This is a genomic window from Ruegeria sp. A4 (assembly GCF_056543025.1).
This window is the reverse complement of sequence record NZ_JBQGAW010000004.1, coordinates 149089-174251: the sequence shown is the minus strand read 5'-3', so window position 1 is coordinate 174251 and position 25163 is coordinate 149089. Positions and strand designations below refer to the sequence as shown.

27 protein-coding genes are annotated in these 25163 nt (G+C 60.1%); 19 read left to right on the top strand and 8 right to left on the bottom strand.

Annotated features, from left to right (window positions below):
* Positions 1-10 precede the first annotated feature (10 nt).
* Complete coding sequence (locus tag ACR0E2_RS14130) at positions 11-625, bottom strand: scavenger receptor class F, member 2 (protein ID WP_152456772.1); 615 nt, start codon at positions 623-625, stop codon at positions 11-13.
* 83 nt (positions 626-708) lie between these two features.
* Here ACR0E2_RS14130 and ACR0E2_RS14125 point away from each other — a divergent pair, with 83 nt between their 5' ends.
* The 5 genes from ACR0E2_RS14125 (at position 709) to ACR0E2_RS14105 (ending at position 7773) form a co-directional block, all read left to right on the top strand.
* Positions 709-1476, top strand: coding sequence for a uracil-DNA glycosylase (locus ACR0E2_RS14125; RefSeq protein ID WP_480446816.1), 768 nt, complete (start codon positions 709-711; stop codon positions 1474-1476).
* Positions 1473-2072 (top strand): metallophosphoesterase family protein, encoded by a 600-nt coding sequence (locus ACR0E2_RS14120; protein WP_480446815.1) that lies wholly within the window; start codon positions 1473-1475, stop codon positions 2070-2072. Before ACR0E2_RS14125 ends, ACR0E2_RS14120 begins: the two co-directional genes overlap by 4 nt.
* 196 nt (positions 2073-2268) lie before the next feature.
* A complete protein-coding gene (gene moaB / locus ACR0E2_RS14115) occupies positions 2269-2811 on the top strand; it encodes a molybdenum cofactor biosynthesis protein B (RefSeq protein ID WP_480446814.1) in 543 nt (180 codons plus the stop codon).
* Positions 2812-2917: 106 nt separating this feature from the next.
* On the top strand, positions 2918-4366 hold the full coding sequence (locus ACR0E2_RS14110; RefSeq protein WP_480446813.1) for an efflux RND transporter periplasmic adaptor subunit: 1449 nt from the start codon (positions 2918-2920) through the stop codon (positions 4364-4366).
* A 5-nt stretch (positions 4367-4371) separates the two neighbouring features.
* Entirely contained in the window at positions 4372-7773 is a 3402-nt protein-coding gene (locus ACR0E2_RS14105; RefSeq protein ID WP_480446812.1) for an efflux RND transporter permease subunit, read from the top strand.
* On the opposite strand, the gene ACR0E2_RS14100 is transcribed toward ACR0E2_RS14105, so the two are convergent.
* Together ACR0E2_RS14100 and ACR0E2_RS14095 are read right to left on the bottom strand one after the other, a co-directional pair.
* Positions 7740-8189: an NUDIX hydrolase gene (locus ACR0E2_RS14100; RefSeq protein ID WP_480446811.1), complete on the bottom strand. Its 450-nt coding sequence runs from the start codon at positions 8187-8189 to the stop codon at positions 7740-7742. The genes ACR0E2_RS14105 and ACR0E2_RS14100 overlap by 34 nt on opposite strands.
* Before the next feature lie 4 nt (positions 8190-8193).
* Positions 8194-9006 carry a protein-disulfide reductase DsbD domain-containing protein gene (locus ACR0E2_RS14095; protein WP_480446810.1) on the bottom strand — a complete coding sequence of 271 codons (813 nt, stop codon included), beginning with the start codon at positions 9004-9006 and terminating at the stop codon, positions 8194-8196.
* A gap of 145 nt (positions 9007-9151) precedes the next feature.
* Here ACR0E2_RS14095 and ACR0E2_RS14090 point away from each other — a divergent pair, with 145 nt between their 5' ends.
* On the top strand, positions 9152-9706 hold the full coding sequence (locus tag ACR0E2_RS14090; RefSeq protein ID WP_171724292.1) for a YqgE/AlgH family protein: 555 nt from the start codon (positions 9152-9154) through the stop codon (positions 9704-9706).
* Here the strand turns inward: ACR0E2_RS14090 and ACR0E2_RS14085 are convergent, their stop codons facing one another.
* Positions 9707-10657 carry an L-threonylcarbamoyladenylate synthase gene (locus tag ACR0E2_RS14085; protein ID WP_480446809.1) on the bottom strand — a complete coding sequence of 317 codons (951 nt, stop codon included), beginning with the start codon at positions 10655-10657 and terminating at the stop codon, positions 9707-9709.
* Positions 10658-10795: 138 nt separating this feature from the next.
* Here ACR0E2_RS14085 and ACR0E2_RS14080 point away from each other — a divergent pair, with 138 nt between their 5' ends.
* The 7 genes from ACR0E2_RS14080 to ACR0E2_RS14050 all read left to right on the top strand — a co-directional run bounded on the left by ACR0E2_RS14080 (position 10796) and on the right by ACR0E2_RS14050 (position 17300).
* The gene (locus tag ACR0E2_RS14080; RefSeq protein ID WP_480446808.1) at positions 10796-12499 is read left to right on the top strand and encodes an acyl-CoA dehydrogenase; all 1704 of its coding nucleotides are present in this window, start codon (positions 10796-10798) and stop codon (positions 12497-12499) included.
* The gene (locus ACR0E2_RS14075) at positions 12499-13545 is read left to right on the top strand and encodes an MBL fold metallo-hydrolase (RefSeq protein WP_480446807.1); all 1047 of its coding nucleotides are present in this window, start codon (positions 12499-12501) and stop codon (positions 13543-13545) included. The genes ACR0E2_RS14080 and ACR0E2_RS14075 overlap by 1 nt, the downstream gene beginning before the upstream one ends.
* A gap of 4 nt (positions 13546-13549) precedes the next feature.
* Positions 13550-14002 (top strand): DUF6173 family protein, encoded by a 453-nt coding sequence (locus tag ACR0E2_RS14070; RefSeq protein WP_480446806.1) that lies wholly within the window; start codon positions 13550-13552, stop codon positions 14000-14002.
* Between the two features lie 56 nt (positions 14003-14058).
* Positions 14059-15900 carry a glycerophosphodiester phosphodiesterase gene (locus ACR0E2_RS14065; RefSeq protein WP_480446805.1) on the top strand — a complete coding sequence of 614 codons (1842 nt, stop codon included), beginning with the start codon at positions 14059-14061 and terminating at the stop codon, positions 15898-15900.
* Positions 15887-16426, top strand: coding sequence for a hypothetical protein (locus tag ACR0E2_RS14060; protein WP_480446804.1), 540 nt, complete (start codon positions 15887-15889; stop codon positions 16424-16426). Before ACR0E2_RS14065 ends, ACR0E2_RS14060 begins: the two co-directional genes overlap by 14 nt.
* An 89-nt stretch (positions 16427-16515) precedes the next feature.
* The gene (locus tag ACR0E2_RS14055; protein WP_050604020.1) at positions 16516-16650 is read left to right on the top strand and encodes an aa3-type cytochrome c oxidase subunit IV; all 135 of its coding nucleotides are present in this window, start codon (positions 16516-16518) and stop codon (positions 16648-16650) included.
* Positions 16651-16667: 17 nt separating this feature from the next.
* Positions 16668-17300: a hypothetical protein gene (locus ACR0E2_RS14050; RefSeq protein WP_152456787.1), complete on the top strand. Its 633-nt coding sequence runs from the start codon at positions 16668-16670 to the stop codon at positions 17298-17300.
* Here the strand turns inward: ACR0E2_RS14050 and ACR0E2_RS14045 are convergent.
* On the bottom strand, positions 17289-17621 hold the full coding sequence (locus ACR0E2_RS14045; protein ID WP_171233141.1) for an AzlD domain-containing protein: 333 nt from the start codon (positions 17619-17621) through the stop codon (positions 17289-17291). The genes ACR0E2_RS14050 and ACR0E2_RS14045 overlap by 12 nt on opposite strands.
* The gene (locus ACR0E2_RS14040; protein ID WP_480446802.1) at positions 17618-18334 is read right to left on the bottom strand and encodes an AzlC family ABC transporter permease; all 717 of its coding nucleotides are present in this window, start codon (positions 18332-18334) and stop codon (positions 17618-17620) included. Before ACR0E2_RS14040 ends, ACR0E2_RS14045 begins: the two co-directional genes overlap by 4 nt.
* Positions 18335-18383: 49 nt before the next feature.
* Here ACR0E2_RS14040 and fdhD point away from each other — a divergent pair, with 49 nt between their 5' ends.
* From fdhD to ACR0E2_RS14010, 6 genes are read left to right on the top strand one after another with little or no spacing between them, the layout of a single operon-like run.
* Positions 18384-19271 (top strand): formate dehydrogenase accessory sulfurtransferase FdhD, encoded by an 888-nt coding sequence (gene fdhD, locus ACR0E2_RS14035; protein ID WP_480446870.1) that lies wholly within the window; start codon positions 18384-18386, stop codon positions 19269-19271.
* Positions 19268-19804: a hypothetical protein gene (locus tag ACR0E2_RS14030; protein WP_171641584.1), complete on the top strand. Its 537-nt coding sequence runs from the start codon at positions 19268-19270 to the stop codon at positions 19802-19804. Before fdhD ends, ACR0E2_RS14030 begins: the two co-directional genes overlap by 4 nt.
* Positions 19801-20445, top strand: a complete 645-nt coding sequence (mobA, locus tag ACR0E2_RS14025) for a molybdenum cofactor guanylyltransferase MobA (RefSeq protein WP_480446801.1) — start codon at positions 19801-19803, stop codon at positions 20443-20445. The genes ACR0E2_RS14030 and mobA overlap by 4 nt, the downstream gene beginning before the upstream one ends.
* Complete coding sequence (gene mobB / locus ACR0E2_RS14020) at positions 20442-20933, top strand: molybdopterin-guanine dinucleotide biosynthesis protein B (protein WP_480446799.1); 492 nt, start codon at positions 20442-20444, stop codon at positions 20931-20933. The genes mobA and mobB overlap by 4 nt, the downstream gene beginning before the upstream one ends.
* A 20-nt stretch (positions 20934-20953) precedes the next feature.
* On the top strand, positions 20954-22999 hold the full coding sequence (locus tag ACR0E2_RS14015; RefSeq protein WP_480446869.1) for a molybdopterin-binding protein: 2046 nt from the start codon (positions 20954-20956) through the stop codon (positions 22997-22999).
* Positions 22996-23589 (top strand): GNAT family N-acetyltransferase, encoded by a 594-nt coding sequence (locus ACR0E2_RS14010; protein ID WP_480446798.1) that lies wholly within the window; start codon positions 22996-22998, stop codon positions 23587-23589. Before ACR0E2_RS14015 ends, ACR0E2_RS14010 begins: the two co-directional genes overlap by 4 nt.
* Here the strand turns inward: ACR0E2_RS14010 and ACR0E2_RS14005 are convergent.
* A complete protein-coding gene (locus ACR0E2_RS14005) occupies positions 23586-24581 on the bottom strand; it encodes a hypothetical protein (protein WP_171634986.1) in 996 nt (331 codons plus the stop codon). The two genes, ACR0E2_RS14010 and ACR0E2_RS14005, sit on opposite strands and share 4 nt — an antisense overlap.
* Positions 24582-24595: 14 nt before the next feature.
* A complete protein-coding gene (greA, locus tag ACR0E2_RS14000) occupies positions 24596-25066 on the bottom strand; it encodes a transcription elongation factor GreA (RefSeq protein WP_170346321.1) in 471 nt (156 codons plus the stop codon).
* Between the last annotated feature and the right edge of the window lie 97 nt (positions 25067-25163).

The following is a 25163-nucleotide window of genomic DNA, read 5'->3' as shown; positions in this document are numbered from 1 at the left end:
GCAAGGCAACCTAAGGTTCCGTACCCTCAGGCAGTTTTTCGCAGCCGCCCTCGGGCAGGCATTGCTCGCCCGGCTTGCACCACTTGCCATAACCACAGTCGATGGCCTTGATCGGTACGCAGCCTTGATGCGCCGAGCATTTGAAACCGGGGCGGCATTGTGATCCGGTTTCCTCGCACAGGAACCATCCCGGACGAGAGCACCCCCCGCCGGGCAGGCAGGCCGAACCGCGCGCGCAGGTTCTGCCATCAGCGCATGTGGTCGGTGGCGTTGTATCCAGTTCGGGTGCGCTTCGTTCACACTCGCCACGGCCATTGCAGAAACTGTCGCCCGGACAATCCAGCCGTGATGCGCATTTGTTCAGGCCTGCGGGCGCACATCTGAGTCCACCAGCGACGCAGCGTTCGAACGGACCGCAACTGCGCCCGCCGCCGCAATAGGTGCCGCCCAGTGGAATGCAATGGCCATCAAAACTGCATCTTTGCCCGCCTGAACAACATGTGCTGCCACATTTGAACTGACCCGCACGGCATTGCCCGTGTTTGTCGTGAAACGTGGCCCATGCCGGATCATCGGTGACAACCAGCACTAGTCCAATGATGAGGAATCGCAGAAATCTGAGCATCGCATGCCGATGGTCGGCGCGACAGAGCGACCGATCAAGCCCTATTCGCTTTCCCTCAGCCCTCAGGCGGGTAAGTTATCCCTATGGAATCGGGCTTGGACTATTATTCTGCGCGGGCGCTGCTGGAATGGCAGATCGAACTGGGCGCGACCGAGGCAATCGGTGATGTGCCGGTTGACCGGTACGCTTTGCCCGACACCTCGGCCAAACCCAGGAAACCGGAAACGCCCCCCGCCGCCCCGGCAAAGCCAAGGGATGTGGACCCGGTAGCAATCGCGGGATCCGCAGCACGGGGCGCGGGATCGCTGGATCAGCTGCGCGCAGCGATGGACGCGTTCGAGCATTGCGAGCTCAAGCGCGGCGCGCGGCAGTTGGTCTTTGCCGACGGGACCCCCGGCGCGCGCGTGATGATCATCGGCGAGGCGCCGGGTCGCGATGAGGATCGCGAGGGCAAACCCTTTGTCGGCCGTGCGGGTCAGTTGCTGGACCGGATGCTGGCGGCAATTGAACTGGATCGTCGCGAGAACGTCTATATCACCAATGTGCTGCCATGGCGGCCGCCGCAGAACCGCGACCCCAAGCCCGAAGAGATCGGGATGATGAAGCCGTTTCTGGAACGCCACGTGGCCTTGGCCAGACCCGAGGTTTTGGTTGTGATGGGGAATATCAGTTGTCAGGCGGTGCTGGGCAAACGCGGCATCACCCGCCTGCGCGGCAAATGGGATCAGGCAATGGATCTGCCGGTGATTCCGATGTTCCACCCGGCTTACCTGCTGCGGCAACCGCAGATGAAACGGCAGGCCTGGGCGGATCTGCTGGAACTGAAAGCGCGGCTGCGAGGTGCAATATGAAGGTTCTGGCATTCTCTGATCTGCACATGGCGCGCAACCGGGCAGCCGATCTTGTTGCCGCCAGCGCCGAGGCTGATCTTGTCATCGGTGCCGGAGATTATTGCAATTCGCGTCAGGGGCTGGACGAGGCGATGCAGATGCTGTCCGGCATTTCGGCCCCGCTGGTCCTGATCCCGGGAAACGCGGAAAGCGCAGAAGAGCTGGGCAATGCGGCCCAGGACGGTGTTCATGTCCTGCATGGGTCTGGCATGACCATAGACGGCTTGCGCTTGTTTGGCCTTGGCTACGGCGTACCACCGACTCCGTTCGGAGCCTGGTCCTGTGACATGACAGAAGGTGAGGCGTCCGAGATGCTCGACCGGTGTGAGACGGCTGATGTCCTGATCGTTCATTCTCCGCCCAAAGGGTATGGGGATCAGACATCGCAAGGCCTTTCGGTCGGATCAACTGCCATACGAGATGCGGTGGAACGCCTTCAGCCGGGGTTTGCGTTCTTTGGCCATGTGCATGAAAGCTGGGGCTATCGAGGGTCCTTGGGTCGAACACAACTGGCCAATCTGGGACCGAAACCGAATTGGTTTGAAGTAGGCCCATGACCGAAACCTTCCCCTTGTTGGCGCCCATTCGGCAGTTTGTGAACCCCGGGGCGGGATCATTGCCGTCGGAGTGTTTGTCGTGAACGGGCTGCATGTCGGCAACCAGCGCGCCTCGCGTATTATTGGTTGGATCACGGGGCGTATATGTTCCGCCCTCGCGATCCGGCTTGTCATGATGGAAAGGGCCTGACGCAAGATGTCGCGCATTGACGAAACCAAGGAGTTCATCCCCGTCAAAATTGCCGTTCTGACCGTTTCGGACACCCGATCGATGGACGAAGATCGCTCGGGGCAGACATTGGTGGACCGGATCGAAAAAGCGGGCCATGTGGTTGCGGATCGCCAGATCATCCGGGATGAGCGCGACCAGATCGCCGACCAGTTGCGGGCATGGGTGGCGGATGAGCGGATCGATGTCGTGATCTCGACCGGTGGAACGGGTCTGACCGGGCGGGACGTGACGGTCGAGGCGCATCGGGACGTGTACGAAAAAGAGATCGACGCATTCGGCACTGTCTTCACCATCATTTCGATGGAAAAAATAGGCACTTCGGCGGTGCAGTCCCGTGCAACCGGGGGGGTTGCGGGGGGAACATACCTTTTTGCATTGCCCGGCAGCCCGGGGGCCTGCAAGGATGCGTGGGATGGGATTTTGGAAAAACAGTTCGATTACCGGCATCGCCCCTGCAATTTTGTGGAAATAATGCCCAGATTGGACGAACATCTGCGACGGAAGTAGACTGGTCGTACGTTCAATTCCGTATAACCGCTTTGTGGCTTGGCATAATTCGTGATCCGGCTACATGTTGTGGACGGCAGCTTGGTGCAACCGGGGTAACTGTTTGATGCGATTTCTACGGCAGAGTCTTGTCGGTATCTTTCTGGCGTTCCTGACGCTTGCTCTGCTGTTTGTTGCCGCGCAGATCATCATGGGTGCCGTTCAGGACGTCCTGACGCGTGAGAACCAGGCGCCCGCCGCCCGCGAACGGGTCTTTGCGGTTGCCTTACGTCAGGCCGAAGCGGAAACCGTAATCCCATATCTCGAAGCATTCGGAGAGGTCCAGAGCCGGCGTAGGCTGGAATTGCGCGCGGCACTGGGTGGCCGCGTTGTCGCCCTGGCAGAGGATTTCGTGGATGGCGGAACGGTGATTGCCGGGGAAGTTCTGGTTGAACTGGATCCGGCGGATGCCCAATCCGCGCTGGATCGGGCCAAGTCAGATCTTTTGGACGCACAATTCGAAGAACGTGATGCCGAACGGTCTTTGCTGCTGGCGCAGGACGAATTGAAATCGGCCGAGGCGCAAGCCGAACTGCGGGAACGGGCGCTGCAACGGCAACGCGATCTGGAGTCCCGAGGGGTAGGCGCCGCCGCCAGCGTGGAAGAGGCTGAACTGGCGGCTGCTTCGGCACAACAGGCCGTTCTGGCGCGCCGTATCGCGCTTGCACAGGCTGAATCCCGCGTCGATCAGGCAACGACTTTGTTGGCGCGCGCGGTGATTGCCTTGGAGGCGGCGGAACGCGATCTTGACGATATGACCATTCGAGCCGGATTCAGCGGTACCCTGACCGATGTGACGCTTGTGGAAGGGCGGTTGGTGTCGGCGAATGAAAAACTGGCTGAACTGGTTGATCCAAACGCGCTTGAAGTGGCGTTCCGGGTGTCGACGGCACAATATGTACGTCTGTTGGACGAGAATGACAGGCTGATCAACGCACCGGTCACGGTTTCGCTTGAAGTGACGGGCACCGATCTGACCGCGACTGGTCATATCAGCCGCGACAGCGGTTCTGCCGGTGAGGGTCAGACCGGACGCTTGATCTATGCGCGTCTGCAAGAGGCATCCGGTTTCAAGCCCGAAGACTTCGTCACCGTCTCGGTTCAGGAACAACCGCTTGCCAATGTGTTCCGCTTGCCGTCTTCGGCATTGGACGCATCGGGAACGGTTCTGGTGCTGGGTGCGGATGACCGTCTGGAAAGTTTGCCGGTGCAGCTTGTCCGCAGACAGGGTGACGAGGTTTTGCTGCGGGGCGACGGGTTGGAAGGGCGCGAGGTTGTGATCGGACGCACGCCGTTGCTTGGATCTGGCGTGCGGGTGCGGCCCTTGCGGCTTGAGGCCGGGGCAGACCCGGGCATGGTCGAACTTTCAGATGCGAAACGCGCTGAACTCGTGGCCCGGGTCGAGGCCAACGAATCCATGCCTCAGGATGAAAAAACCCAGGTTCTGGGTCAGTTGCGCGAAGCGCGCGTCCCTTCATCTCTGGTGCGGCGCATTGAAACCAAGGCCGGGGGCTGAGCGTCATGATGCGCGAGATACCTGGCGCAGCGGGTGGCCTTCTCAGCTATTTCACACGGCACCGGACGGTCGCCAATTTGCTGCTGCTGGTGATGCTGGTTCTGGGTGCAGCGGCTATCCCGAACATGCGGGCACAGTTCTTTCCGGATGTCATTCTGGAACGGGTTGATGTCACCGTCTCGTGGGAAGGTGCAGGCCCCGAGGACATGGATGCCGGTATCGTGCAGTTGCTGGAACCTGCGCTTCTGGCCGTTGAAGGGGTAACCAGTACCGAGGCCAGTTCCCACCCAAGTTGGACCCGCGTCAGACTGGAGTTCGAGCCGAACTGGGACATGTCCCGCGCGGTCGAAGACGTCCGGACCGCGATAGACGGTGTGACGGATCTGCCCGAAGGTTCGGAAGAACCTGAAATTCGACGCGGCGCTTGGCGGGATCGGGTGACGGATGTCGTTATCAGTGGCCCCACCGACACCAATCAACTGGCGAAGCTGACGGATGAGTTCATCAACCGCTTGTTCTCGGCAGGAGTTACGCGAACCGAAATCAGGGGCATTGCCGCGCCCCAGATCATTGTCGAGATCACCACGGCGCAATTGATCGCAAATGACATCACCATGGAAGAGATCGCGTCCGCGATTGCGGCCGAAGTCAGCACCGATCCCGCTGGTGAGGTTGAGGGCGCAGGTGCGCGTATCCGGGCCGGAACCGAAAAGCGGACCCCGGAGCAGATCGAAGACATCGCGCTGCGGACCTTTGCCAACGGGTCGAAGCTGAAGGTCGGTGATATCGCCAGGATTCGGGTCGAAGGTGTCACACGGCATCGCAGTTATTTCGTCGGTGACGATCCGGCCATGTCCATCCGGGTCGACCGGTCAAATCTGGGCGATGCGATAGACATCCAGCACACGGTCGAAGATGTTGCCCGTGAAATGCAGGCCAGCTTGCCCGAGGGCGTGAAGATTGAGCTGATCCGCACCCGCGCCCAGGCCATAACCGACCGATTGAACATCCTGGTCAACAACGGGTTGATGGGTCTTGGCCTTGTCGTCTGCCTGCTGTTCTTGTTCCTCAACGCGCGCATCGCCTTCTGGGTTGCGGCGGGTATCCCCGTGGCGATGTCGGCCGCAATCGCATTGATGTATCTGGGGGGCTTGTCGCTGAACATGGTTTCGCTTTTCGGCCTGATCATCACGCTGGGCATCGTGGTTGATGACGCCATCGTGGTGGGGGAACACGCGGATTTCCGCGCCCGGCGTTTGGGTGAGCCGCCTGTCGTGGCTGCGGAACGTGCGGCGCGGCGAATGGCCATGCCGGTTCTGGCTGCGACCGTCACGACGGTAATCGCGTTCTTCGGTCTGACGCTGGTGGGCGGACGTTTCGGCGAACTGATCCGCGACATTCCTTTTACAGTGATTGCTGTACTGATCGCTTCGCTGGTCGAATGCTTCCTGATCCTTCCCAACCACATGGCACACGCCATCGCACATTCGGCCAAGGAACACTGGTATGACCTGCCCAACCGGGTCGTCAATCGTGGTTTCCGTTGGGTTCGGGACCACCTGTTCCGCCCGTTGATCGCCTGGGTGATATGGGCGCGTTACGTGGTCGTGGCGCTGATGATCGCGGTACTGGCCAGCCAGGTCGCGCTGTTCATTCGCGGCGACGTGAACTGGCGTTTTTTCAATGCACCAGAGCGAAGTTCCGTGACCGGCGGCTTTATCATGCGCGAAGGCTCAACGCGATCAGATACGCTGGAAATGATGCGCCTTCTGCAACAGGCGGTCAATGACCTGGGCCAGATCTATGAAGAGCGTCATGGGCGCAATCCGATCGACTATGTCCTGGCCGAGGTTGGCGGCAATGCAGGCCGACAGCTGGCTGCTGCGGATGGCAAGGATGGCAGTTTGCTGGGGGGAATCTCGATCGAACTCATCGATGCCGATCTGCGCCCTTATTCGAGTTTCGAATTCGTCGGAGAGTTGCAGGAATTCGCGCCGCGCCATCCCAAGCTCGAAGTGATCAGCTTCCGGGGGTGGCGCTCTGGACCGGGTGGCGACGCCATCGACGTGCAGTTTTTCGGCTCTGACGTGAGCGTTCTCAAGGCCGCGTCCGAAGACTTGCAGGCCGAGCTGTCGAAATTTCCCGAAGTCTCGGCGCTGGAAGACAACCTGGCTTATGACAAGGAAGAGTTCATCCTGGACCTGACTGCACAGGGAGAGGCGCTGGGTTTCAGGATAGAAACGCTTGGTCGCGCCCTGCGCAATCGCCTGAACGGTATCGAAGCGGCAACTTTCCCGGACGGGCCACGCAGTGCCGAGATCCGTGTGGAACTGCCTGAAGGCGAACTGACGGCTGATTTCCTCGAGCGTACGCTCATGCGGTCTCCTGATGGGGTTTACGTACCGCTGGCCGACATCGTTTCGGTCGAGCGTGAATCCGGTTTCTCGACGGTTCGGCGCGAAAACGGCCTGAGGGTTGTTTCGGTCTATGGCGACATCTCCGAGGATGATCCGGCACGCGCGGCTGAAATCGAACGGGCGATGCAGGAAGAAATCCTGCCGAATATCGCTGCCGAACGGCAAGTCGAGTGGCGCATGTCGGGCCTGAGCGAACAGGAAAATGAATTCCTTGCCGAAGCCCGCACCGGTTTGATCCTGTGCCTGACAGGTATCTACCTTGTTCTGGCCTGGGTGTTCGCCAGCTGGACACGGCCTGTGGTGGTCATGGCAATCATACCCTTTGGCCTCGTTGGTGCGATCTGGGGCCACTACATCTGGGATGTGCCGCTCAGCATGTTCACGGTGGTCGGGTTGCTGGGCATGACGGGGATCATCATCAACGACTCGATCGTTCTGGTGACGACGATAGATGCGTATCAAAAAGACCGTGGTCTGGTTCCGTCCATTGTCGAAGGGACCGCAGACAGGTTGCGTCCCGTGATGCTAACCACTTTGACCACGGTTCTTGGACTGGCACCGTTGCTTTACGAAGGTTCGCAACAGGCGCAATTCCTCAAGCCGACCGTGATCACGCTGGTTTACGGGCTTGGGTTCGGGATGTTGCTGGTTCTGATCCTGGTGCCTGCCCTGTTGGCGATCCTCAATGACGTGGCGCGCCCTATGACAGCCATGCGCCGTGCCGCGCGGGCACCCGACCGGGTGGTTCGCGGGGCGCTGGCGGCAACCGGGGCCGCTTTGGCTGTTTGGTTCGGCCTGACGATGATTTGGCCCGCGGTTACAGGCGCGCCGCTTGGCGTGCTGCAAGGCCTCTATGCGGGTGGAGATGGCATTGCGGTGCTGCGAATGGGGTTGGGTGCATTCCTGGCCGGGGCAATTCTGATCGTGGTCCTGAGCGTGGTCCTGTCAGGTTTGCTTTATGGGCGGCTGACAAGATCGGCCGATGCCTGATCCGCGCGGATCGCGTGTTCCAAAAGGTCGATGACCCGCGCGCTCATCGGCAGGTCGCCCCGGCGTATCTGCTCGATGGTAAACCAGCGGGCATCCAGCGCGTCGTCACCAGCCTGTGGTGTGCCGGAGCGATAGCGGCAGGCAACGCCGACCAACAGGTAATGGGACAAAACCTGCCCCGCCTTGTCGTGACGCAGCAGATCCAGATTTCTCAAGTAATGAGACGGTTCCGCAATCACCGAGGTTTCTTCCCGCAACTCGCGCTGCGCCGCCTGCAGAACGGTTTCACCCCACTCTACGTGGCCGCCGGGGAACCCCCACAGCCCTTTGTCGGGCTGTTTGCTGCGCTGAACCAGAAGAACCTTGTCCTGATGCAGAACAACCGCCAATGCACCGATCTTGGGGGATTGGCTCATGCATTCAGCCCGCGCTACAGCCCAGAATATCCACCGCGTGATCGGACCCAAGAACGGTGATCCGGATCTCGGACCGGTCCAGCGCAAAAGGTGCACCTGATGCGTGTATGATTTCCGCTTCGGCCACCAATGTATCCCCCTGCCTCTGAGATACGGGTTGCGAGGCCCATAGCGAAGGATTGCCGGGTTCGATCACGGCGACTTCTCGACCACCTGCCGACGGCATCGTCATCCGCGCCTCGATCCGCATCCCATCTTTCGTGGGCGTCAGGTTGCAGGTGGTCTTGGTGACACGGGCTTCGCGCGCGGAATAGGGTCTTTGCGCCATCGCTGCGGCAATCGCCGGGTTGCGATCAGCTTCGGCGTCCAGCGTGTGGTCGAAATCCAGGCGTTCCGGGATGCAAACGTCTTTGCAGACCCCAAGATCCATCCTGCCTTTCAGACGGACCGGTTTTGCCGGGTTGCGCGGAGTGACCTTGATGGGCAGGACCAGCTGATTTTCATAGCCAATCGATTGCAGGCCATTCTGGTCAAAGACTTCGGGCGAGGGCCAGATGATTTCCACCTGGCCGACATTTCTGGATCGCTTCCAGTCGAACTCTGGCGGGATGCCGGAATCTCCTGGCGCGCGCCAGTAGGTCTTCCAGCCATCCTTGAGCGTAAGTTTCAACGCGGACATATAGGTGCCGTTGGTCGTCCGTCCACCATCCAGAACATCCAGCCGAACCACGTTGTCCAAGTCTTGCGCGGCAACTGGAACGGACAGGCTCAGACACGCGAGCGCGGCGACGGCGGTGGGTTTGATCGGCATCTTCATACCCCATAAATGCGCGTCGATGGCGCGGATTCCAAGTCACGATCCGGTCACCGCGCTGAAATCTGTCGAAATACGGGTTGGTCTCTTGCAAACTGGGGTGCGGCAGGGCCATTGTTGACGTGAACTGACAAAGAGATGACGGCCCATGGACCTGACCGGAAAACTGTTGATTGCGATGCCCGGAATGGGCGATCCGCGATTCGACCATTCGGTGGTGTATATGTGCAGCCATGGCGACGATGGCGCCATGGGATTGATCGTGAACAAGCCTTCGGATCTGCGAATCAAGACGTTGCTGGGGCAACTGAACATCGCCTGCAGTATCCCGGTGATCGGAGAGCGCCTGGTGCATTTCGGTGGCCCGGTCGAGATGTCGCGCGGATTTGTCCTGCACAGCGCCGATTATGAGGCCAATCTGCATTCGATGCATATTTCCGCGGATTTCAGCATGACGGCGACGCTGGATGTGCTTGAAGATCTGGCCTCTGGCAGCGGACCACTGAATTCGATGCTGACGCTGGGCTATTCCGGCTGGGGCCCGGGTCAGCTTGAGGACGAAATAGCGATGAACGGCTGGCTGACCACCGAAGCGACGACGAAACTTGTCTTCGACGTGCCTGATGACGAAAAATGGGAAGCTGCCTTGGCGACGCTCGGGGTGGATCCTCTGACGTTGTCCGCCAGCGCAGGCCGGGCCTGATCAGCTGTCGCGTGGTGCAGCGGCGCGGCGCAGCCTGTCGTTGATTGCGGCCCCCAATCCGGTGTTCGGGATCGGAGATACGGCAATGGGTCGGCCGGTCTCGTTCAGCCTGTGAAGGGCTGCAAAGAGGTTTGCGGCCGCCTCGGTCAGACGTCCTTCGACAGACAGGTTCAGGTCGCAATCCACTGGCCCAAAGCCCAGCAGAACCTCATCCCCGTGACGCGCAGTAGCGTTCAGGCGGACCGGGGCGTCGGGCGCATAATGCGACTGCAACTGTCCCGGAGCGGTCAGCAGATCGCCGGATTGGTGTAGGTGCAGGTGCATGTTCAGCACGCTTTCGATTCGGTCCAACGCAACGCCGCCCGGACGCAGCAATGTGGGCTCTCCGGCCAGACCGACAATGGTGGATTCCAGACCCACCGCACAGGGGCCGTCGTCCAGAACAGCCGCGATCTTTCCGCCAAGACCGGACCACACATGAGCCGCCGTCGTGGGGCTGATCTGACCCGAGGGATTAGCCGAAGGGGCCGCGACCGGTCCGTCAAAGTCGGCCAGCAGCGCACGCGCCGTCGGATGCGCAGGTGCCCGCACGGCCAGAGTGTCCAGCCCGGCGGTCACCAGCGAGGAAACCCCGTGCCCTTCGCGCAACGGCAAAACCAGGGTCAGAGGACCGGGCCAGAAGGCCTGTGCCAGCTGCTCGGCCAGATCCGACCATTGCACAAAGCGCTGGGCCGCTTCGACCGAGGCGACATGAGCGATCAGCGGGTTGAAGCTGGGCCGTCCCTTGGCCTCGTAAATCGATGCGACGGCTTGTCCGTTGCGGGCGTCGCCGCCAAGGCCATAGACCGTTTCGGTCGGAAAAGCGACCAGAAGACCCTGGCGCAAAAAATCGGCAGCCTGCGCGATGCCGCCGGGATCTGCCGTCAATTCCTGTGTGCCGGATGAGATCATATCTGATGACGCCGCGTTTTGGTTGCCTGGAACTTGAGGTAAGGTACGTAATCGGTTCAGGCCCACACGCTTACCGGCGCTTGCACTTGATTCCAAGCCCGCCGATGTATTCCGATCCGTTAAACCCCGAGAGAAATCATGCCCTATCGCGCCCCAATCTCAGATTATCAATTTCTGCTGGACCATGTCGTCGGGTTCGACAAGGTCGCCGCCACCGAGACTTTTGCAGATGCCAGCGCCGATGTCGTCACGGCCATCCTGACCGAAGCGGCCAAGATGAGCGAAGAGGTTCTGGCCCCGTTGCAGCGTGCCGGTGATCTGGAACCAGCGCGGCTTGAGAATGGCGTGCTGCGCAGCTCTCCGGGTTATGCCGATGGCTGGAAGGCGATTGCCGAAGGCGGGTGGATCGGGATCAGCGCTGATCCCCAATATGGCGGAATGGGCCTGCCGATGGCTGTCACCACTGCCGTGAACGAGATGATGAGCGCCGCTTGCCTGTCGCTGCAACTTGCTCCGCTGATGGCGCAGGGCCAGATCGAGGCGTTGGAACACCACGCCAGCGACGAATTGAAGTCACTGTATCTGCCCAAAATGATTTCGGGTGAATGGTCTGCGACCATGAACCTGACCGAAGCTCAGGCCGGATCGGATGTGGGCGCGCTGACCTCGAAGGCCGAACCAAACGGTGATGGCACATACTCGGTGACCGGGCAGAAGATCTTCATTTCCTGGGGCGACAACGACTTTGCTGAAAATGTCTGCCATCTGGTTCTGGCCCGTCTGCCGGACGGTGTGCCCGGCACCAAGGGCATTTCCTTGTTTCTGGTGCCGAAATACATCCCCGATGCGGATGGCAATCCCGGCGTGGCCAACGACCTGAAGGTTGTTTCCGTCGAACACAAGATGGGCCTGCATGGCTCTCCCACCTGCGTGATGCAATATGACGGCGCCAAAGGATGGCTTGTGGGTAAGGAACATGGTGGTATGGCGGCCATGTTTACCATGATGAACAACGCCCGCCTGGGCGTGGGTGGCCAGGGTGTGGGCGTTGCGGAAGGCGCCTATCAGCACGCTTTGGCCTATGCGCTGGAACGCAAGCAGGGCAGGACGCCTTCTGGTACGATCATCGAACATGCGGATGTGCGTCGCATGATCATGGATATGCGCGCCGATATCTTTGCAGCTCGGGCTATTCTTCTGGCCAACGCGACCGCGATTGACATGGCGAAAGCCACCGGCGACGCCGATTGGGCCGCGCGGGCCGCGTTGTTGACGCCAATCGGCAAGAACTTTGGGGCCCGGACCGGGATACGCGTGGCAGAAACCGGCGTACAGGTGCATGGCGGCATGGGCTTTGTCGAAGAAACAGGCGCGGCGCAATATTCCCGCGATGTTCGCGTGACCGCGATTTACGAGGGAACCGACGGCATTCAGGCCATGGACCTTGTTGCGCGCAAAATGATGGACGGGGGCGAGGCGGCATCGAACCTTCTGGACGAGATCGAAGAACAGGCCGAGCACGCGCGTACGACGATGCCCGATCTGGCCGGTCCAGTGTGGGAGGCAACAGAAACCCTGCGCGAGGCAACCGAATGGTTGGTGGCGCAAGACGACATGAACGATCGGTTTGCAGGCGCAACGGCATATCTTCAGGCATTTGCCCGGGTTCTTGGCGGGCATTATCACCTGTCCGCGGCACTGGCCGATCCGGAAGGACCACGGGCCAAACTGGCGCGCTACTACATCAACGCCTTGTTGCCCGAGCATTCCGGGCTTCTGGCGCGGGTGCAAAGCGGCGCGGATGACCTCTTCTCGCTCAGCCCGGATGAGTTGGCGGCGTGATGGACGGGGATCGCGTATCGGGGATCAGATATCCGTGGGCTGAACCGCCCGCGCCGGGTGAAGCCGTCGAGGTTGCCGAGGGTGTCCTGTGGATGCGCCTGCCTCTTCCGATGGCGCTGGATCACGTCAATATCTACGCGCTGGACGATGGCGAAAGTTGGACGGTGATTGACACCGGGCTGTCGTCGAACAAGACGCGGCGTATCTGGGAAACCCTGATGGGCGGGCCTTTGAAAGGCAAACCGATCACCCGTGTGGTGGTGACCCATCATCATCCTGACCATGTCGGCAATGCCGGGTGGTTTCAGTCGGAACACGGGGCCGAGCTGGTCACAAGCCGCACCTCATGGCTGTTCGCGCGGATGCTGACGCTGGATGTGCAAGAGACATGGCCGCAGGAAACGCTTGATTTCTATCGCAACGCCGGCATGGCGCCCGAGGTTCTGAATGCGCGGATGAAGGATCGTCCGTTCAACTTTGCCGACACGGTTTACCCCATGCCGCTGGGCTTTGCCCGCATCAAGCAGGGCGACGTGATCCGAATGGGAGGGCGCGACTGGGATGTGCATATGGGCAATGGCCACGCGCCGGAACACGCCACCTTCTGGAGCCCTGACGACAATCTGGTGTTGAGCGGCGATCAGATTCTCAGCTCGATCAGTCCCAATCTGGGCGTCTATGCCACGGAACCGATGGCCGATCCGGTTTCAGCGTGGCTGGAAGCCTGCGAGCGGTTGCAGACGCTTGCCCGGCCCGATCATCTGGTTCTGGGCGGGCACAAGCTGCCGTTTTCGGGCCTGCCGCTGAGGATGAAACAGCTGATCGACAACCACCACGGCGCGTTGGACCGCCTGTTGAAGCATCTGGATCAACCCAGAGCGGCCGCGGATTGTTTTCTGCCACTGTTCAAACGCACGATCCGCGAAGGCGAATATGGGCTTGCGCTGGTTGAGGCGGTTGCGCATGTGAATCATCTCTACCACATTGGTGCGGTAACCCGGACGCAACGCGCTGACGGGGCATGGCTGTATCAGCGCAAAGGTTAGAAGAATGCAGGACCAGATCGAAACCTCGGCCGAGGCCGCCGAAGCCGCCGCTTTGCCGCGGTGTCACGAGGTGCACGCGGATCCCAATGCAGAATCCGGAGCCAAAGACCTGCCCGAGGGGTTGAAGAAGCCAGTTGCCAACAAAAGCCCGGCGCAATGGGCTTACGAGCGTCTGATCCTGTATATCCAGAACTTTGAAAAGACGCTGGACGGCGATCACGAAGTCGCCATGGGCTTTACCGGCGGCGATGCCGGCGTCATGCGGATCGAAGGGATGGGGTATTTCGACCCCGACATGATCACTTTTTACGGATCTGACGGAACCGGGGCCCGCACGCAATTGGTGCAGCATGTCAGCCAGTTGAACGTGATGCTGCGCGCCTTGCCCAAATCGGTTGAGGACAAACCCGCCAACCGCATCGGTTTCCGTCTGGCGGCGGATCTGGAAGACAGCTGACTTGCAATTCACGCTTGCGCGCCTTTGAATGACTGCATCAGTCCGGAGGCGCCCACGTGACAAGGTTCTTTCAAGCAGTAACACATGCCTATGCAGGTGCCTGGGAACGGCGCCGGGTCTTTGTGCCAATTTATGTCGCTGTGCGCCTGCTGCTGGTGGCGCTGATCGCGCCGGGTGTGGCTGTGGCTGTCAATCTGGCGGTCTCTCTGTCAAATCAGACCGCTCTGACCGATCAGGACATTGCGATGTTCCTGCTGTCTCCGGCAGGGTTCATCGCGGGTGTTGCTGTGCTCAGTCTGTTCTTGCTGGCCGAGGTGCTTGTGTTCGCGGTCATGGCCGGGTCCTTGCGCATGGGAGAAAACGACCCCTGGCGCGCAGGCAGTGCGGCACTGGCACTGAACCTGTCCCGCTTTCCGGCGCTGTTCGGATTTGCCGTTCGGTTCATCCTGCGCGTTCTGCTGCTCGCCTTGCCGTTTGTGGCCATCGCGGGGTTGATCGCATGGTGGACGCTGACGGAATATGACATCAATTATTACCTGACATTCCACCCTCCGGCCTTTCAGGTGGCCGTGGTTCTGATCGGACTTGTCGTTCTTGCGTTGGCATGGGTGTTGATCCGCCGACTGTCGGGATGGGCGCTGGCGTTGCATCTGGTCCTGTTCGAGGGGGCCTCACCACGCGGAGCATTCGCGAAAAGCGAACAAAAGATGGAAGGCAAGCGCGGGCGTTTGAAGATCGAGCTTGCCCTTTGGCTGGGACTGCGGCTTGTGATTGCGGCTCTGATTGCGGCGGTGGCCGGTCTGTTGTTTGCGGTTGTGCCCTTGCAGGAAGGCGGCAGCCTCAGACTGGCATTGATCCTCAGCCTGGTCATTGCGGGGCTTTGGTCCCTGGCAGGGTTGGTTCTGGCGGCCACGGCGCTGGGCGCATTGGCGGTGTTGCTGGACGGTTTCTTTGAAGCTGAGACCAAGGACGTTCCCCATCCAGAACCCCGAAGGATCCGCGTACCGGTTCTTGTCACTGTCGCGGCGGCCTTGGCCGCGTTGGGCGTGGGCTTCTGGCTTGGGCAAAGCTTGCTGGAACGCGTGCAGGCGCCGGATCAAGCCGAGGTCATCGGCCATAGGGGCGCTGCGGCCTTGCGACCTGAAAACACGATGGCCTCGGTCTTGAAAGCGATCGAGGATGGTGCGGACTGGGTTGAGATAGACGTTCAGGAAACGGCGGATGATGTGGTTGTCGTGGCCCATGACAGCGATTTCATGAAATTGGCCGGCGTCAACCTGAAGGTCTGGGATGCGACGATGCAGGATGTTGCTGATATCGACATCGGAAGCTGGTTCGGACCGGAATACGCCGCAGAGCGGACCCCGACCCTGCGAGAGGTACTGGAAGCGGCCAAGGGCAAGTCGAAGGTTCTTATCGAGCTGAAATATTATGGTCACGACGTCGATCTGGAAAATCGGGTGATCGGCCTTGTCGAAGAGCTTGGGATGCAGACCGACGTTGCCACCATGTCGCTGAAATACCCGGCCGTGCAAAAGATGGAAAAGTTGCGGCCCGACTGGCGCTCTGGTGTGCTGGCGGCCACGGCCATTGGGGATCTGTCGGGGTTGGAAGGTGAATTTGTTGCCGTCAATGCAGGCATGGTGACACCCGGGCTGATCCGCAAGGTGCAGGACGCCGGCAAGGATATCTATGTCTGGACGGTGAATGATCCGTTGCAGATGTCCAGGATGGCCTCGATGGGTGTGGATGGTTTGATTACCGACCGCCCGGCCATGGCCAATGAGGTTTTGCGCATACGCGCTGAAATGGGGCCGGGCGAGCGGCTGTTGCTGTGGCTGGCAACCACCTTTGGATTGCAGGTCGATACAGAGGCGATGCGCGATGAAAGTCCTTAACATGGCGCTGTTTCTGTCTCTGCTGCCACTGTCGGCATGGGCACAGGATCTGATGCGCGGATTTGAGATGCCGGGCCACCGCGCCCTGATCGAGCAAAGCAAGGACGCCGAACTGACGCCGTTTGAAACCGATGGCTGTTCAGGCGGGTTGTCAGCCAGTTGGCGCTGGGTGGCAAAGCAATTCCCACAGGTTGGCGCGCTATATCAAGAACACCCGCCGTGGGAGTACTGCTGCGTCATCCACGACCGGGCATATCACAATGCTGGCGGTGCAGAGACAGCTAACGAAAGCTATGAGGCACGTCTGGCAGCGGATGACGCCTTGCACGCCTGTGTGGTGCAGCACGGAGACAACCATGCCGAGGACTATGCCGACCAGTACAACATGTCGCCTGAACAGATTCGCAGCGTGCACGCGATCACTGCGGATGCAATGTACGGGGCGGTGCGATTCGGTGGCGGGCCGTGCAGCGGCCTGCCCTGGCGGTGGGGGTTCGGGTATCCCGGTTGTTCGGTTCTCAAGTAACAGCGTCCTGCGCGCGAATGACGTCGTGACAGGCGTTCTGTTTTCCATTATCCAACAGATCAAACACGCGAATTGGGAATCTGAGACTCATGGCTGAACACAAGCACGGCGAAATGGACATCACGGTCCAAACCAAGACATTCAACGGTTTCATCAAGGCCACCACGTGGTGTGTGGTCGCCATTGCCTTCCTGTGCCTGTTCCTGGCGGTTTTCGCCTCCTAATCGTTTCGGGGGCTGACTTGTTCAGGATATTGATTGCCTGCTTGCTGGCAGTGACAGTGGCGGGCTGCGCCAATTCGAACCGTCCACAGGCGGATCGGAACGAGATCGTGTCCCGGTCCTACCGTGATCCGGGGCCAGCGACCCTGACGCTGTACACAATGATCAATACACGCACCGGATCGGGCGCGCATACGTCGCTGATGATCTCGGGCAGCGAGCGGGTGATCTTTGATCCTGCCGGTTCGTTCCGGGCGGATGTGGTTCCGGTGAAGGATGATGTGCTTTACGGCATTACCCCGGCGGTCGAACGAGCTTATCGCAGCTCGCACGCGCGCGAGACGCATTATGCCCGCATACAGACTATTCAGGTGAGCCCGCAACAGGCTGAAATCGCCTTGCAACTGGCAAAGCAATCCGGTCCGGTCGCCGGAGCGTTCTGCACTAACTCGACTTCTCAACTGTTGAAGCAGGTGCCGGGGTTCGAGCAGATTGATGTGACGTTCTATCCGGTAAACCTGTCGGAACAGTTTGCGCAGATTCCGGGCGTCGTTACCGAAGAATATCGGGAAAATGACGATGCGGATCTGCAAAAAGGTTTGGCGGCAAACAATGCGCGTCTCAACCAGCTCGACGCTGTCTCAACTCAGTAGATAAAGCAGACCATAGAGCGTGGCGGCCCCGGAAAAGATGGCCGCTATCACGTTTTTGCTGATCACTCCGACCGCCAGGGCAACTGCTGCCGCCGACATACGTGGCAGATCAGGCTGCCCTTCGGTGGCAGAGGGCCAAACCACCAGCGGTGCGATCAACGCAGGAAGGATGGCCACCGCTGTATATCGCAGGTGACGCAGCAGCCAAGGCGGCATCGAGCGATCACCCACAAAACCGATAAAGACAAAGCGCAGCGCATAGCTGCCGATGGCAAGCCCGATGATAATGGTCCAGATGGTGACGGAATCGGGCTGTGTCATTGTCGCGTCTTTCTGCGTTCGAGGATCAGTTCCGCCTGTGCTCCGGCAACCATTCCAGCGCATCCGGCGATCAACAGACCCAGATTGAACGGGATTACGACGGTCAACAACGATATCGTGATGGCCACAAGGGCCGCGACCACATGTGCAAAGGTCCGCATCATCGGCCCTATCATGGCCAGAAAGGTGATAGGCAGGGCAAAATCCAGCGCCCAGCTTTCCGGTATTTGCGCACCCAGCACCGCGCCTAGATAAGTGCTCAGAATCCAAAGCGGTGTGATCGGCGTGACAGAGCCCACGAAATAGGCCATGCGTAGTGGCACTGACAGGTCGGGCTCTTTCTCGAACCGCACGATCGAGCAGGCATAAGATTGATCCACGGTCAGATATGCCGCAAAGGCACGCTGCCACATGGGCGCGGAACCCAGGTAAGGTGTCAGTGATGCGGAATACATCGCCATGCGCAGATTCACGGCCAGCGCCGAGATTATGATGATCACGGTCGGGGTGTTGTCCTGCAACAATTGCAACGCCGCGAATTGCGCGGCACCTGCAAAAACGGTCGATGTAAAGGCCATCGTCTGGACAAGGGTCAACCCGGCCTCCGTCGCAAAAACACCAAACAGAAGGCCAAAGGGCACGGCGACGAAGATAAACGGCGTCCCGTCCCGAAAACCTTTCCAGAAGTATGACTTGGATGTGGCAGAGGCCATGGCTAAATCCTATGGTGATTCATGCAGCAGTAACTGTCTTGGGAAGGGGTTGCAATTGGCCACGGAATTCGATCTGTCGGACTATCTTATCGCCCCTGATCCGGGCGCGATGCGCCTGACCCGAGCGGTCGAGGGCATGGACCAGAACGGTGAAATCAGCCAGATATCTGTCGTCGAGGAACGCCCGCTGACGATCTTCCTCAATTCGCAGGAAATCGTGACGGCGATGACGATTGGCGATTATCCCGAATATCTTGCGCTGGGCTTTCTGCGCAATCAGGGGATGCTGCTGTCGGATGACGAAATCACGCGCGTGGAATATGATGACGATCTTGAAACCGTGATCGTCCGAACCGCGCGCGAAACATCGTACGAGGACAAGCTGAAGAAAAAGACCCGCACCAGCGGGTGTGCCGTGGGTACTGTATTTGGCGACATGATGGAGGGGCTGGAAGACGTGCAGCTGCCGCAGGTTCAGGTGCGCACCTCCTGGCTGTATGATCTGGCCACGAAGATCAACCGCACTCCGTCGCTGTACCTCGAGGCCGGAGCGATTCACGGCACGGTCCTGTGCCGTGAAAACCGCCCGCTGGTCTATATGGAGGACGTGGGCCGCCACAACGCCGTCGACAAGATCGCTGGCTGGATGCTGTCAGAAGGAGAAGGTGCCGAGGACAAGATTCTCTATACCACTGGTCGCCTGACATCCGAAATGGTGATCAAAACGGCGATGATGGGGATTCCGGTACTGGCTTCCCGCTCGGGCTTCACCGCCTGGGGCGTCGAGATCGCGCGCGAGGTCGGGCTGACGCTGATCGGGCGGATGCGCGGCCAGCGCTTTGTCTGCCTGTCGGGTGAGGATCGCCTGCTGCGCGACGTGGACCCGTCAACCGTAGCGATCGAAGACAGGAAACACCGCCGGAAAAGTGCAGGATGATTTTGGAAACCCTTAGACTTTTTTTCCTGTTTGTTGTTGCAGTCAGTATCTTGCCGCTGAGCATTCTTGCTGCGCGAAACTACGCGCGCAGCAAACGAGCAATCGTAGAGGGCATGGCACGGTTGGACGAAGAAATTTTGGATCGATTGGGGTGGGAGGCAAGAGAATACATCGGCACATTCGACCTGTTTGCCCCATTCCGGATGGGATGGGCAGCTTGGGGATTGGCGGTGCAAAAACAAAGCGCCGTGTTGCAACGTACCCTTCTTCAAGGTTTGCCAGCCTCAGTCGTTTTGCCAAACGAAATCAGACGATCACTTCGCAGGTATCGGTGCTTTTTCTGGTTGTTTTTCGCGCCTGTGGCGGTTTTGGTGCTCTTTTTCGCTTTCATTCGCTTGAGCCATGTCTTGGCCGACTTTTCCGGACTTCCTGTGAGCCTGTGTTTCATTTTGCTTGGTGCGGGTAGTGGGGTTTGGATTTTTTCACCGCTGGAGAAATTCCAAAAATGGCCGGAGATCGAGGACCCATCATGACGAAACCGCTTGGCGTCATTCTTGCAGGCGGGCAGGCCACACGTATGGGTGGTGGCGACAAAGGTTTGCTGCAGATCGGGGGGCAGAGCCTGCTGTCCCATGTGATTGACCGTCTGTCCCCACAGGTAAGTGGGTTGGCGTTGAACGCGAATGGCGACCCTGAGCGCTTCGCTGATCTGGGCCTGCCCGTCCTGCCTGACACGATCGAAGGGTTTGCCGGGCCTCTGGCCGGTGTGCTGGCCGGGCTCGACTGGGCGGCAGAGCAGGGGGCGGACTGCATCGTGACAGCTGCTGCGGATACGCCATTTTTCCCGCGCGATCTGGTGGCGCGACTGACGCAGGCTGCGGAAGGGCAGGTACACCCGTTGGTTTTGGCCACCACGCCGCGTTCGGGCGACGAGGCGCTGAAATCCGGTGGCGGCAAGCGAGTCAACCGACACCCGACATTCGGGCTTTGGCCCGTGGCGCTGCGCGATGATCTGCGGGCGGCGCTGATGGACGGGTTGCGCAAGGTGGTGCTGTGGACCGACAAACATGACGGGCGCGAGGCATTGTTCAGCGCCGACCCGTTTGATCCGTTTTTCAACGTCAACACGCCCGAAGATCTGGACCGTGCCCGAACTTTGCTGGAGCAGGCATGAGGGTCTTCGGCGTCACAGGCTGGAAGAATGCCGGCAAAACCGGGCTGATGGAACGGCTGGTGGCCGAGATCACAGGCCGGGGCTTTACGATCTCTACGGTCAAGCACGCGCATCACAGCGTGGATGTGGATCAGCCGGGCACCGACAGTTACCGGCACCGCGTTGCGGGCGCCAGCGAGGTGCTGCTTGCCTCGGGGCAACGTATTGCTTTGATGCAGGAATTGCGGGGCGCGCCTGAACCGCCGCTGGCCGAGCTGCTGGCGAGGCTCTCGCCGGTCGATCTGGTGTTGGTCGAAGGGTTCAAGCGCGAGGACCACCCCAAGATCGAAGCGTATCGCGTTGAGGCGGGCCATGCGCTGATGGCACCTGAAAATGGCACCATCCGCGCGGTGGCCAGCGACACTCCGCTGGATCTGGACCGCCCGGTCTATGATCTGGACGATACTGCCGGGATTGCTGACTTCATCCTGAAAGAGGCCGGTTTGTGAGCCTGTTCCAGACCTTTGCAATGGTGGATTGGTCTGGCGGAAACGACACCGGGCCGACCCCGCGCAAGGATGCGATCTGGGCCTGCATTGCACGAAACGGAAAAGCGCATGACCCCGAATACCTGCGCAACAGGCGGATAGCCGAGCAGAGGTTGGATGCTCTGATCCGCGCCGAACTGAAGGCCGGTCGCCGCCTGCTTCTTGGGTTCGATTTTCCTTTTGGATATCCTTGCGGCTTCGCACGGGCGATGACCGGAACGGACGATCCGCTGGCGTTGTGGGATTGGTTCGACCAACAAATCGAGGATTCTCCGAAGGCCAACAACCGCTTTGATCTGGCGGGTCGGATCAACCTTCAGTTTGACGGCCGTGGTCCGTTCTGGATGAATGGATTGCGCCGAGATATTGACGGCCTGCCGCGTACCAAATCGGACTATTCCAACCCGTTCCCGAACCGTCGTGTCGTTGAGACTCTGGCAAAAGGAAGCTTCACCTGCTGGCAGATGGCAGGGGCAGGCGCGGTTGGTGGCCAAGTCATGATGGGGCTGCCGATTCTAAACCGGCTTCGCCATCGGTTTGCCGGGCAAATCTCGGTCTGGCCGTTCGAACCGCTGGATAAACCAGTCGCCTTCGTGGAAATCTGGCCGTCTCTGACCTTGGGCGCGCCTCCGGAAGGGCGGATCAAAGATGCCTGGCAGGTTGAACAGGCCGCCTTGACTCTGTCGGGTTTGACAGAGCAGGAGTTGGATGCGCAATTGAACGTCTCAGCGGCAGAGGAAGGTTGGATATTGGGTGTGCCTCAGGACAAGCCGAACATAGCCCCGCCCCCGTTGCGGAACGATTGTTTTGCCTTGCCCGCCGGGGTCAACTGGACACCGGTGGATGAGGCGCTGGCCTGTTTGCGTGACAGGCTGCACCCGATTACCGCATCTGAGACGATGGCGCTGACCCAGGCATGCGGGCGCGTTCTGGCCGGGGATGTGGTCGCCCGACGTTCGAACCCGCCGCAACCGAATACGGCCGTGGATGGGTACGGGTTTGCTGGCCCCGCCCCTGATGGCCCACAGATCATGCCATTGATTGACGGGCGCGCGGCGGCAGGGATCCCGTTCGACGGTGACGTGCGTGAAGGTTGGGCCTTGCGCGTGCTGACGGGGGCGGCGCTGCCCGCCGGTGTCGACACGGTCATTCTGGAAGAGGATGTCACGGTCAAGGACGGCCACATAGCCTTCCACGGCCCGCTGAAAAAAGGCGCCAACACACGGCGCGCGGGAGAAGATGTGACCGCAGGCGAAATCGCCCTTCCTGCCGGGCGCAGACTGACCCCTGCCGATCTTGCGCTGCTGTCTGCCGTGGGGATTGCCGAAGTCAACGTGCGCAAACCGCTTCGCGTGGCCGTGGTCTCTACGGGTGATGAATTGGTCGAAGCCGGAGAGAGCGCTGGTCCGGGTCAGATTTTCGACGCCAATCGCCCAATGCTGCTGTCCTTGATCGAACGTATGGGGTTCGTGCCCGTGGATATGGGGCGTGTTTCGGATGATCGGGACGCCTTGCGGGATCGATTGGATCAGGCTGCGGAACAGGCGGATGTGATTTTGACCAGTGGTGGCGCGTCAGCGGGTGACGAAGACCATGTTTCGGCCCTGTTGCGTCAGGCCGGAGCGATGCAGCACTGGCGCATTGCGTTGAAACCCGGGCGGCCGCTGGCTTTGGGATTGTGGTCTGGCGTGCCGGTGTTTGGCCTGCCCGGAAATCCGGTTGCCGCCATGGTCTGTACATTGATTTTCGCGCGTCCGGCTTTGGGGCTGATGTCCGGCGAAGGCTGGGCTGAACCGCAAGGTTTCGAAGTGCCTGCCGCCTTTGAAAAGCGCAAGAAGCCCGGTCGCCGGGAATATCTGCGAGCAAGAATGCGGGATGGGCGGGCCGAGGTTTTCCACTCGGAAGGATCAGGCCGGATCAGTGGCCTCAGCTGGGCTGAAGGGTTGGTCGAAATCGAGGACGGTGCGCGCCATGTCAAACCGGGCGATATGGTCCGGTTCCTTCCGTATGGAAGTTTCGGGTTGTGACGGTCACGATTTCCAGAGGGTTCGCCGATCAGGAACGCGCGGAAGCGGCAGCACTGTTCTGGCAGGCATTTGCGACCAAGCTGGGCAAAGTCATGGGACCGGACGAAAAAGGATTGGCTTTCTTTGAAATCGCATTGAACCCGGATTTCGCGCTGGTTGCACGGGATGAAACGGGCCGGATGCTGGGTCTGGCAGGTTTCAAGACACGTGACGGCTCTTTTGCGGGGGGCAATATGTCTGATCTGGCGCAGGTCTATGGCTGGTTCGGGGCGACGTGGCGCGCCTTGGTTCTGAGCGTGCTGGAGCGCGAACTGAAACCGGGCGTGTTCCAGATGGATGGCATTTTTGTCGCTGCCGAAGCGCGCGGCAAAGGAGTGGGCACGGCATTGCTGAATGCCATCAAGTCCGAGGCCCGCAACCGCGACATGTCAGAGGTTCAGCTTGATGTCATCGACACGAACCCCCGCGCCCGCAGCCTTTACGAGCGCGAGGGGTTCCAGCCTGTGGGTCAAGAAAAAACCGGACCGCTGAAGTATCTGTTCAATTTCAGCAGCGCGACCAAAATGTCGTGGATTGTCGGGTCGGATTAATCAAACGTGCCCGCCACGCGACCCAGCAACATGAATGCGCGGGCCGTTCGGGTTTCACCCAGTTCACTCAGTTCCGCATCGCTTGCCGTGGGTTCGAACTCGGCCATCATCTTGTCAAACCGACGCAGGAAATGGTGCGCGGCGTCGCGGAAAATCGGATCCTGTTTCATCCGGGCTGCCGTCAGCGCAAGTGAGGATCTGTCGCGTACGCCCCCCAGCGCCGCCACGGCGCGCCCGCGTGTGCCCTGGGCGAACTGGCGCCAGATTTCTGGCCGGGCCTTGTCGGGCCGCAGGTCATCCATGTAGATGCCTTCCTGGCTGAGCAGCGTCAGAACATCCTGCGAAGCTTGCACAAGCTGTGCCGTCTTGCGGTCCTTCAATGCAACACGCAGCGCATTGAACCCCTCGGTGTCATCCTGCGTTTCGGGGAAGTTCAGGGCGCGGATGAAAACCTCGGTACTCAGCGGCGGTGTGATCTCTTCCGCAGGTGTGCCCAGTTCCAACGAGGTCTGGTCGCCCTGAGCGGAAGACTGCGCGGCCGTGGCAGAACGCGCCGTGCGTTTGGTCGAGAACGTCGCCAGGGCGTCTTCGGTTTTCCTTGTGGCCGCAGCGATTTCATCCAGCTTTTTGGTCACCGCAGGTTCATAGGTGCTGGAGGCGCGCTGCTGCTGCGCCACATAGGCCTGCCGGATCGCGTCGATTGCCGTTTGCAACCGCGCACTTTCCTCTCGCATCACCCGGCTGGCGCGCATCGCGGTGGCCGCAACCCAGATCATCGCCACGGGCATGAACACGGCCAGAAAGGCGACGACAAAGCCACCGTTCTGCCCCTGACCGGGCAGCACGAGAAAGACGACCGACACCACCAGCCAGATCAGGCTGAGCACCAGTGCGGCAATCTCGATTTCGGTGACAGCCGGAGTCTTCGGGCGATCATAGATGCCCAGCGACGTCGGCTTTTCGGTTTCCGGGTCAGGTTTTGGCCCCGACATTACATGCGCTCCGGTCAGGCGTACTCGATACTCAGGATTTCGTAAGAGCGCACGCCGCCGGGTGTGCGCACTTCGACACTGTCCCCTTCATCTTTGCCGATCAGGGCGCGGGCGATGGGGGATTTTATGTTCAGCAGGCCGTTTTCGATATTGGCCTCGTATTCACCAACGATCTGCCAGGTCTTTTCTTCATCGGTATCTTCGTCGACCAATGTGACTTTTGCGCCAAATTTGACCGCACCCGACAATTTTGCCGGGTCGATGACATCAGCCAGCGACAGAATACCTTCCAGTTCCTTGATGCGACCTTCGATGAAGCCCTGTTTTTCACGGGCAGAATGATATTCGGCGTTTTCCTTCAGGTCGCCCAGCTCGCGCGCCGAGGCGATGGCTTCGATGATCGCCGGGCGTTCAACGGATTTGAGGTTCTTCAGCTCAGCCTCGAGCGCGGCATTGCCCGCAGGCGTCATCGGGATCTTTTCCATACTCTCTACGTCCACGCATAAATTGAGTCGCCCCGCCGCACAGGAGCGTCGGGGCGAATGTTAGATTGGCAGTTACCTGACCCAAATGCCACGTGAA

Bases quoted from the DNA above. Each gene is read 5' to 3' on its own strand.
- ACR0E2_RS14130 (WP_152456772.1), bottom strand. From the start codon at position 625: ATGCTCAGATTTCTGCGATTCCTCATCATTGGACTAGTGCTGGTTGTC.
- ACR0E2_RS14125 (WP_480446816.1), top strand. From the start codon at position 709: ATGGAATCGGGCTTGGACTATTATTCTGCGCGGGCGCTGCTGGAATGG.
- ACR0E2_RS14120 (WP_480446815.1), top strand. From the start codon at position 1,473: ATGAAGGTTCTGGCATTCTCTGATCTGCACATGGCGCGCAACCGGGCA.
- moaB (WP_480446814.1), top strand. From the start codon at position 2,269: ATGTCGCGCATTGACGAAACCAAGGAGTTCATCCCCGTCAAAATTGCC.
- ACR0E2_RS14110 (WP_480446813.1), top strand. From the start codon at position 2,918: ATGCGATTTCTACGGCAGAGTCTTGTCGGTATCTTTCTGGCGTTCCTG.
- ACR0E2_RS14105 (WP_480446812.1), top strand. From the start codon at position 4,372: ATGATGCGCGAGATACCTGGCGCAGCGGGTGGCCTTCTCAGCTATTTC.
- ACR0E2_RS14100 (WP_480446811.1), bottom strand. From the start codon at position 8,189: ATGAGCCAATCCCCCAAGATCGGTGCATTGGCGGTTGTTCTGCATCAG.
- ACR0E2_RS14095 (WP_480446810.1), bottom strand. From the start codon at position 9,006: ATGAAGATGCCGATCAAACCCACCGCCGTCGCCGCGCTCGCGTGTCTG.
- ACR0E2_RS14090 (WP_171724292.1), top strand. From the start codon at position 9,152: ATGGACCTGACCGGAAAACTGTTGATTGCGATGCCCGGAATGGGCGAT.
- ACR0E2_RS14085 (WP_480446809.1), bottom strand. From the start codon at position 10,657: ATGATCTCATCCGGCACACAGGAATTGACGGCAGATCCCGGCGGCATC.
- ACR0E2_RS14080 (WP_480446808.1), top strand. From the start codon at position 10,796: ATGCCCTATCGCGCCCCAATCTCAGATTATCAATTTCTGCTGGACCAT.
- ACR0E2_RS14075 (WP_480446807.1), top strand. From the start codon at position 12,499: ATGGACGGGGATCGCGTATCGGGGATCAGATATCCGTGGGCTGAACCG.
- ACR0E2_RS14070 (WP_480446806.1), top strand. From the start codon at position 13,550: ATGCAGGACCAGATCGAAACCTCGGCCGAGGCCGCCGAAGCCGCCGCT.
- ACR0E2_RS14060 (WP_480446804.1), top strand. From the start codon at position 15,887: ATGAAAGTCCTTAACATGGCGCTGTTTCTGTCTCTGCTGCCACTGTCG.
- ACR0E2_RS14055 (WP_050604020.1), top strand. From the start codon at position 16,516: ATGGCTGAACACAAGCACGGCGAAATGGACATCACGGTCCAAACCAAG.
- ACR0E2_RS14045 (WP_171233141.1), bottom strand. From the start codon at position 17,621: ATGACACAGCCCGATTCCGTCACCATCTGGACCATTATCATCGGGCTT.
- ACR0E2_RS14040 (WP_480446802.1), bottom strand. From the start codon at position 18,334: ATGGCCTCTGCCACATCCAAGTCATACTTCTGGAAAGGTTTTCGGGAC.
- ACR0E2_RS14030 (WP_171641584.1), top strand. From the start codon at position 19,268: ATGATTTTGGAAACCCTTAGACTTTTTTTCCTGTTTGTTGTTGCAGTC.
- mobA (WP_480446801.1), top strand. From the start codon at position 19,801: ATGACGAAACCGCTTGGCGTCATTCTTGCAGGCGGGCAGGCCACACGT.
- mobB (WP_480446799.1), top strand. From the start codon at position 20,442: ATGAGGGTCTTCGGCGTCACAGGCTGGAAGAATGCCGGCAAAACCGGG.
- ACR0E2_RS14015 (WP_480446869.1), top strand. From the start codon at position 20,954: ATGGTGGATTGGTCTGGCGGAAACGACACCGGGCCGACCCCGCGCAAG.
- ACR0E2_RS14005 (WP_171634986.1), bottom strand. From the start codon at position 24,581: ATGTCGGGGCCAAAACCTGACCCGGAAACCGAAAAGCCGACGTCGCTG.
- greA (WP_170346321.1), bottom strand. From the start codon at position 25,066: ATGGAAAAGATCCCGATGACGCCTGCGGGCAATGCCGCGCTCGAGGCT.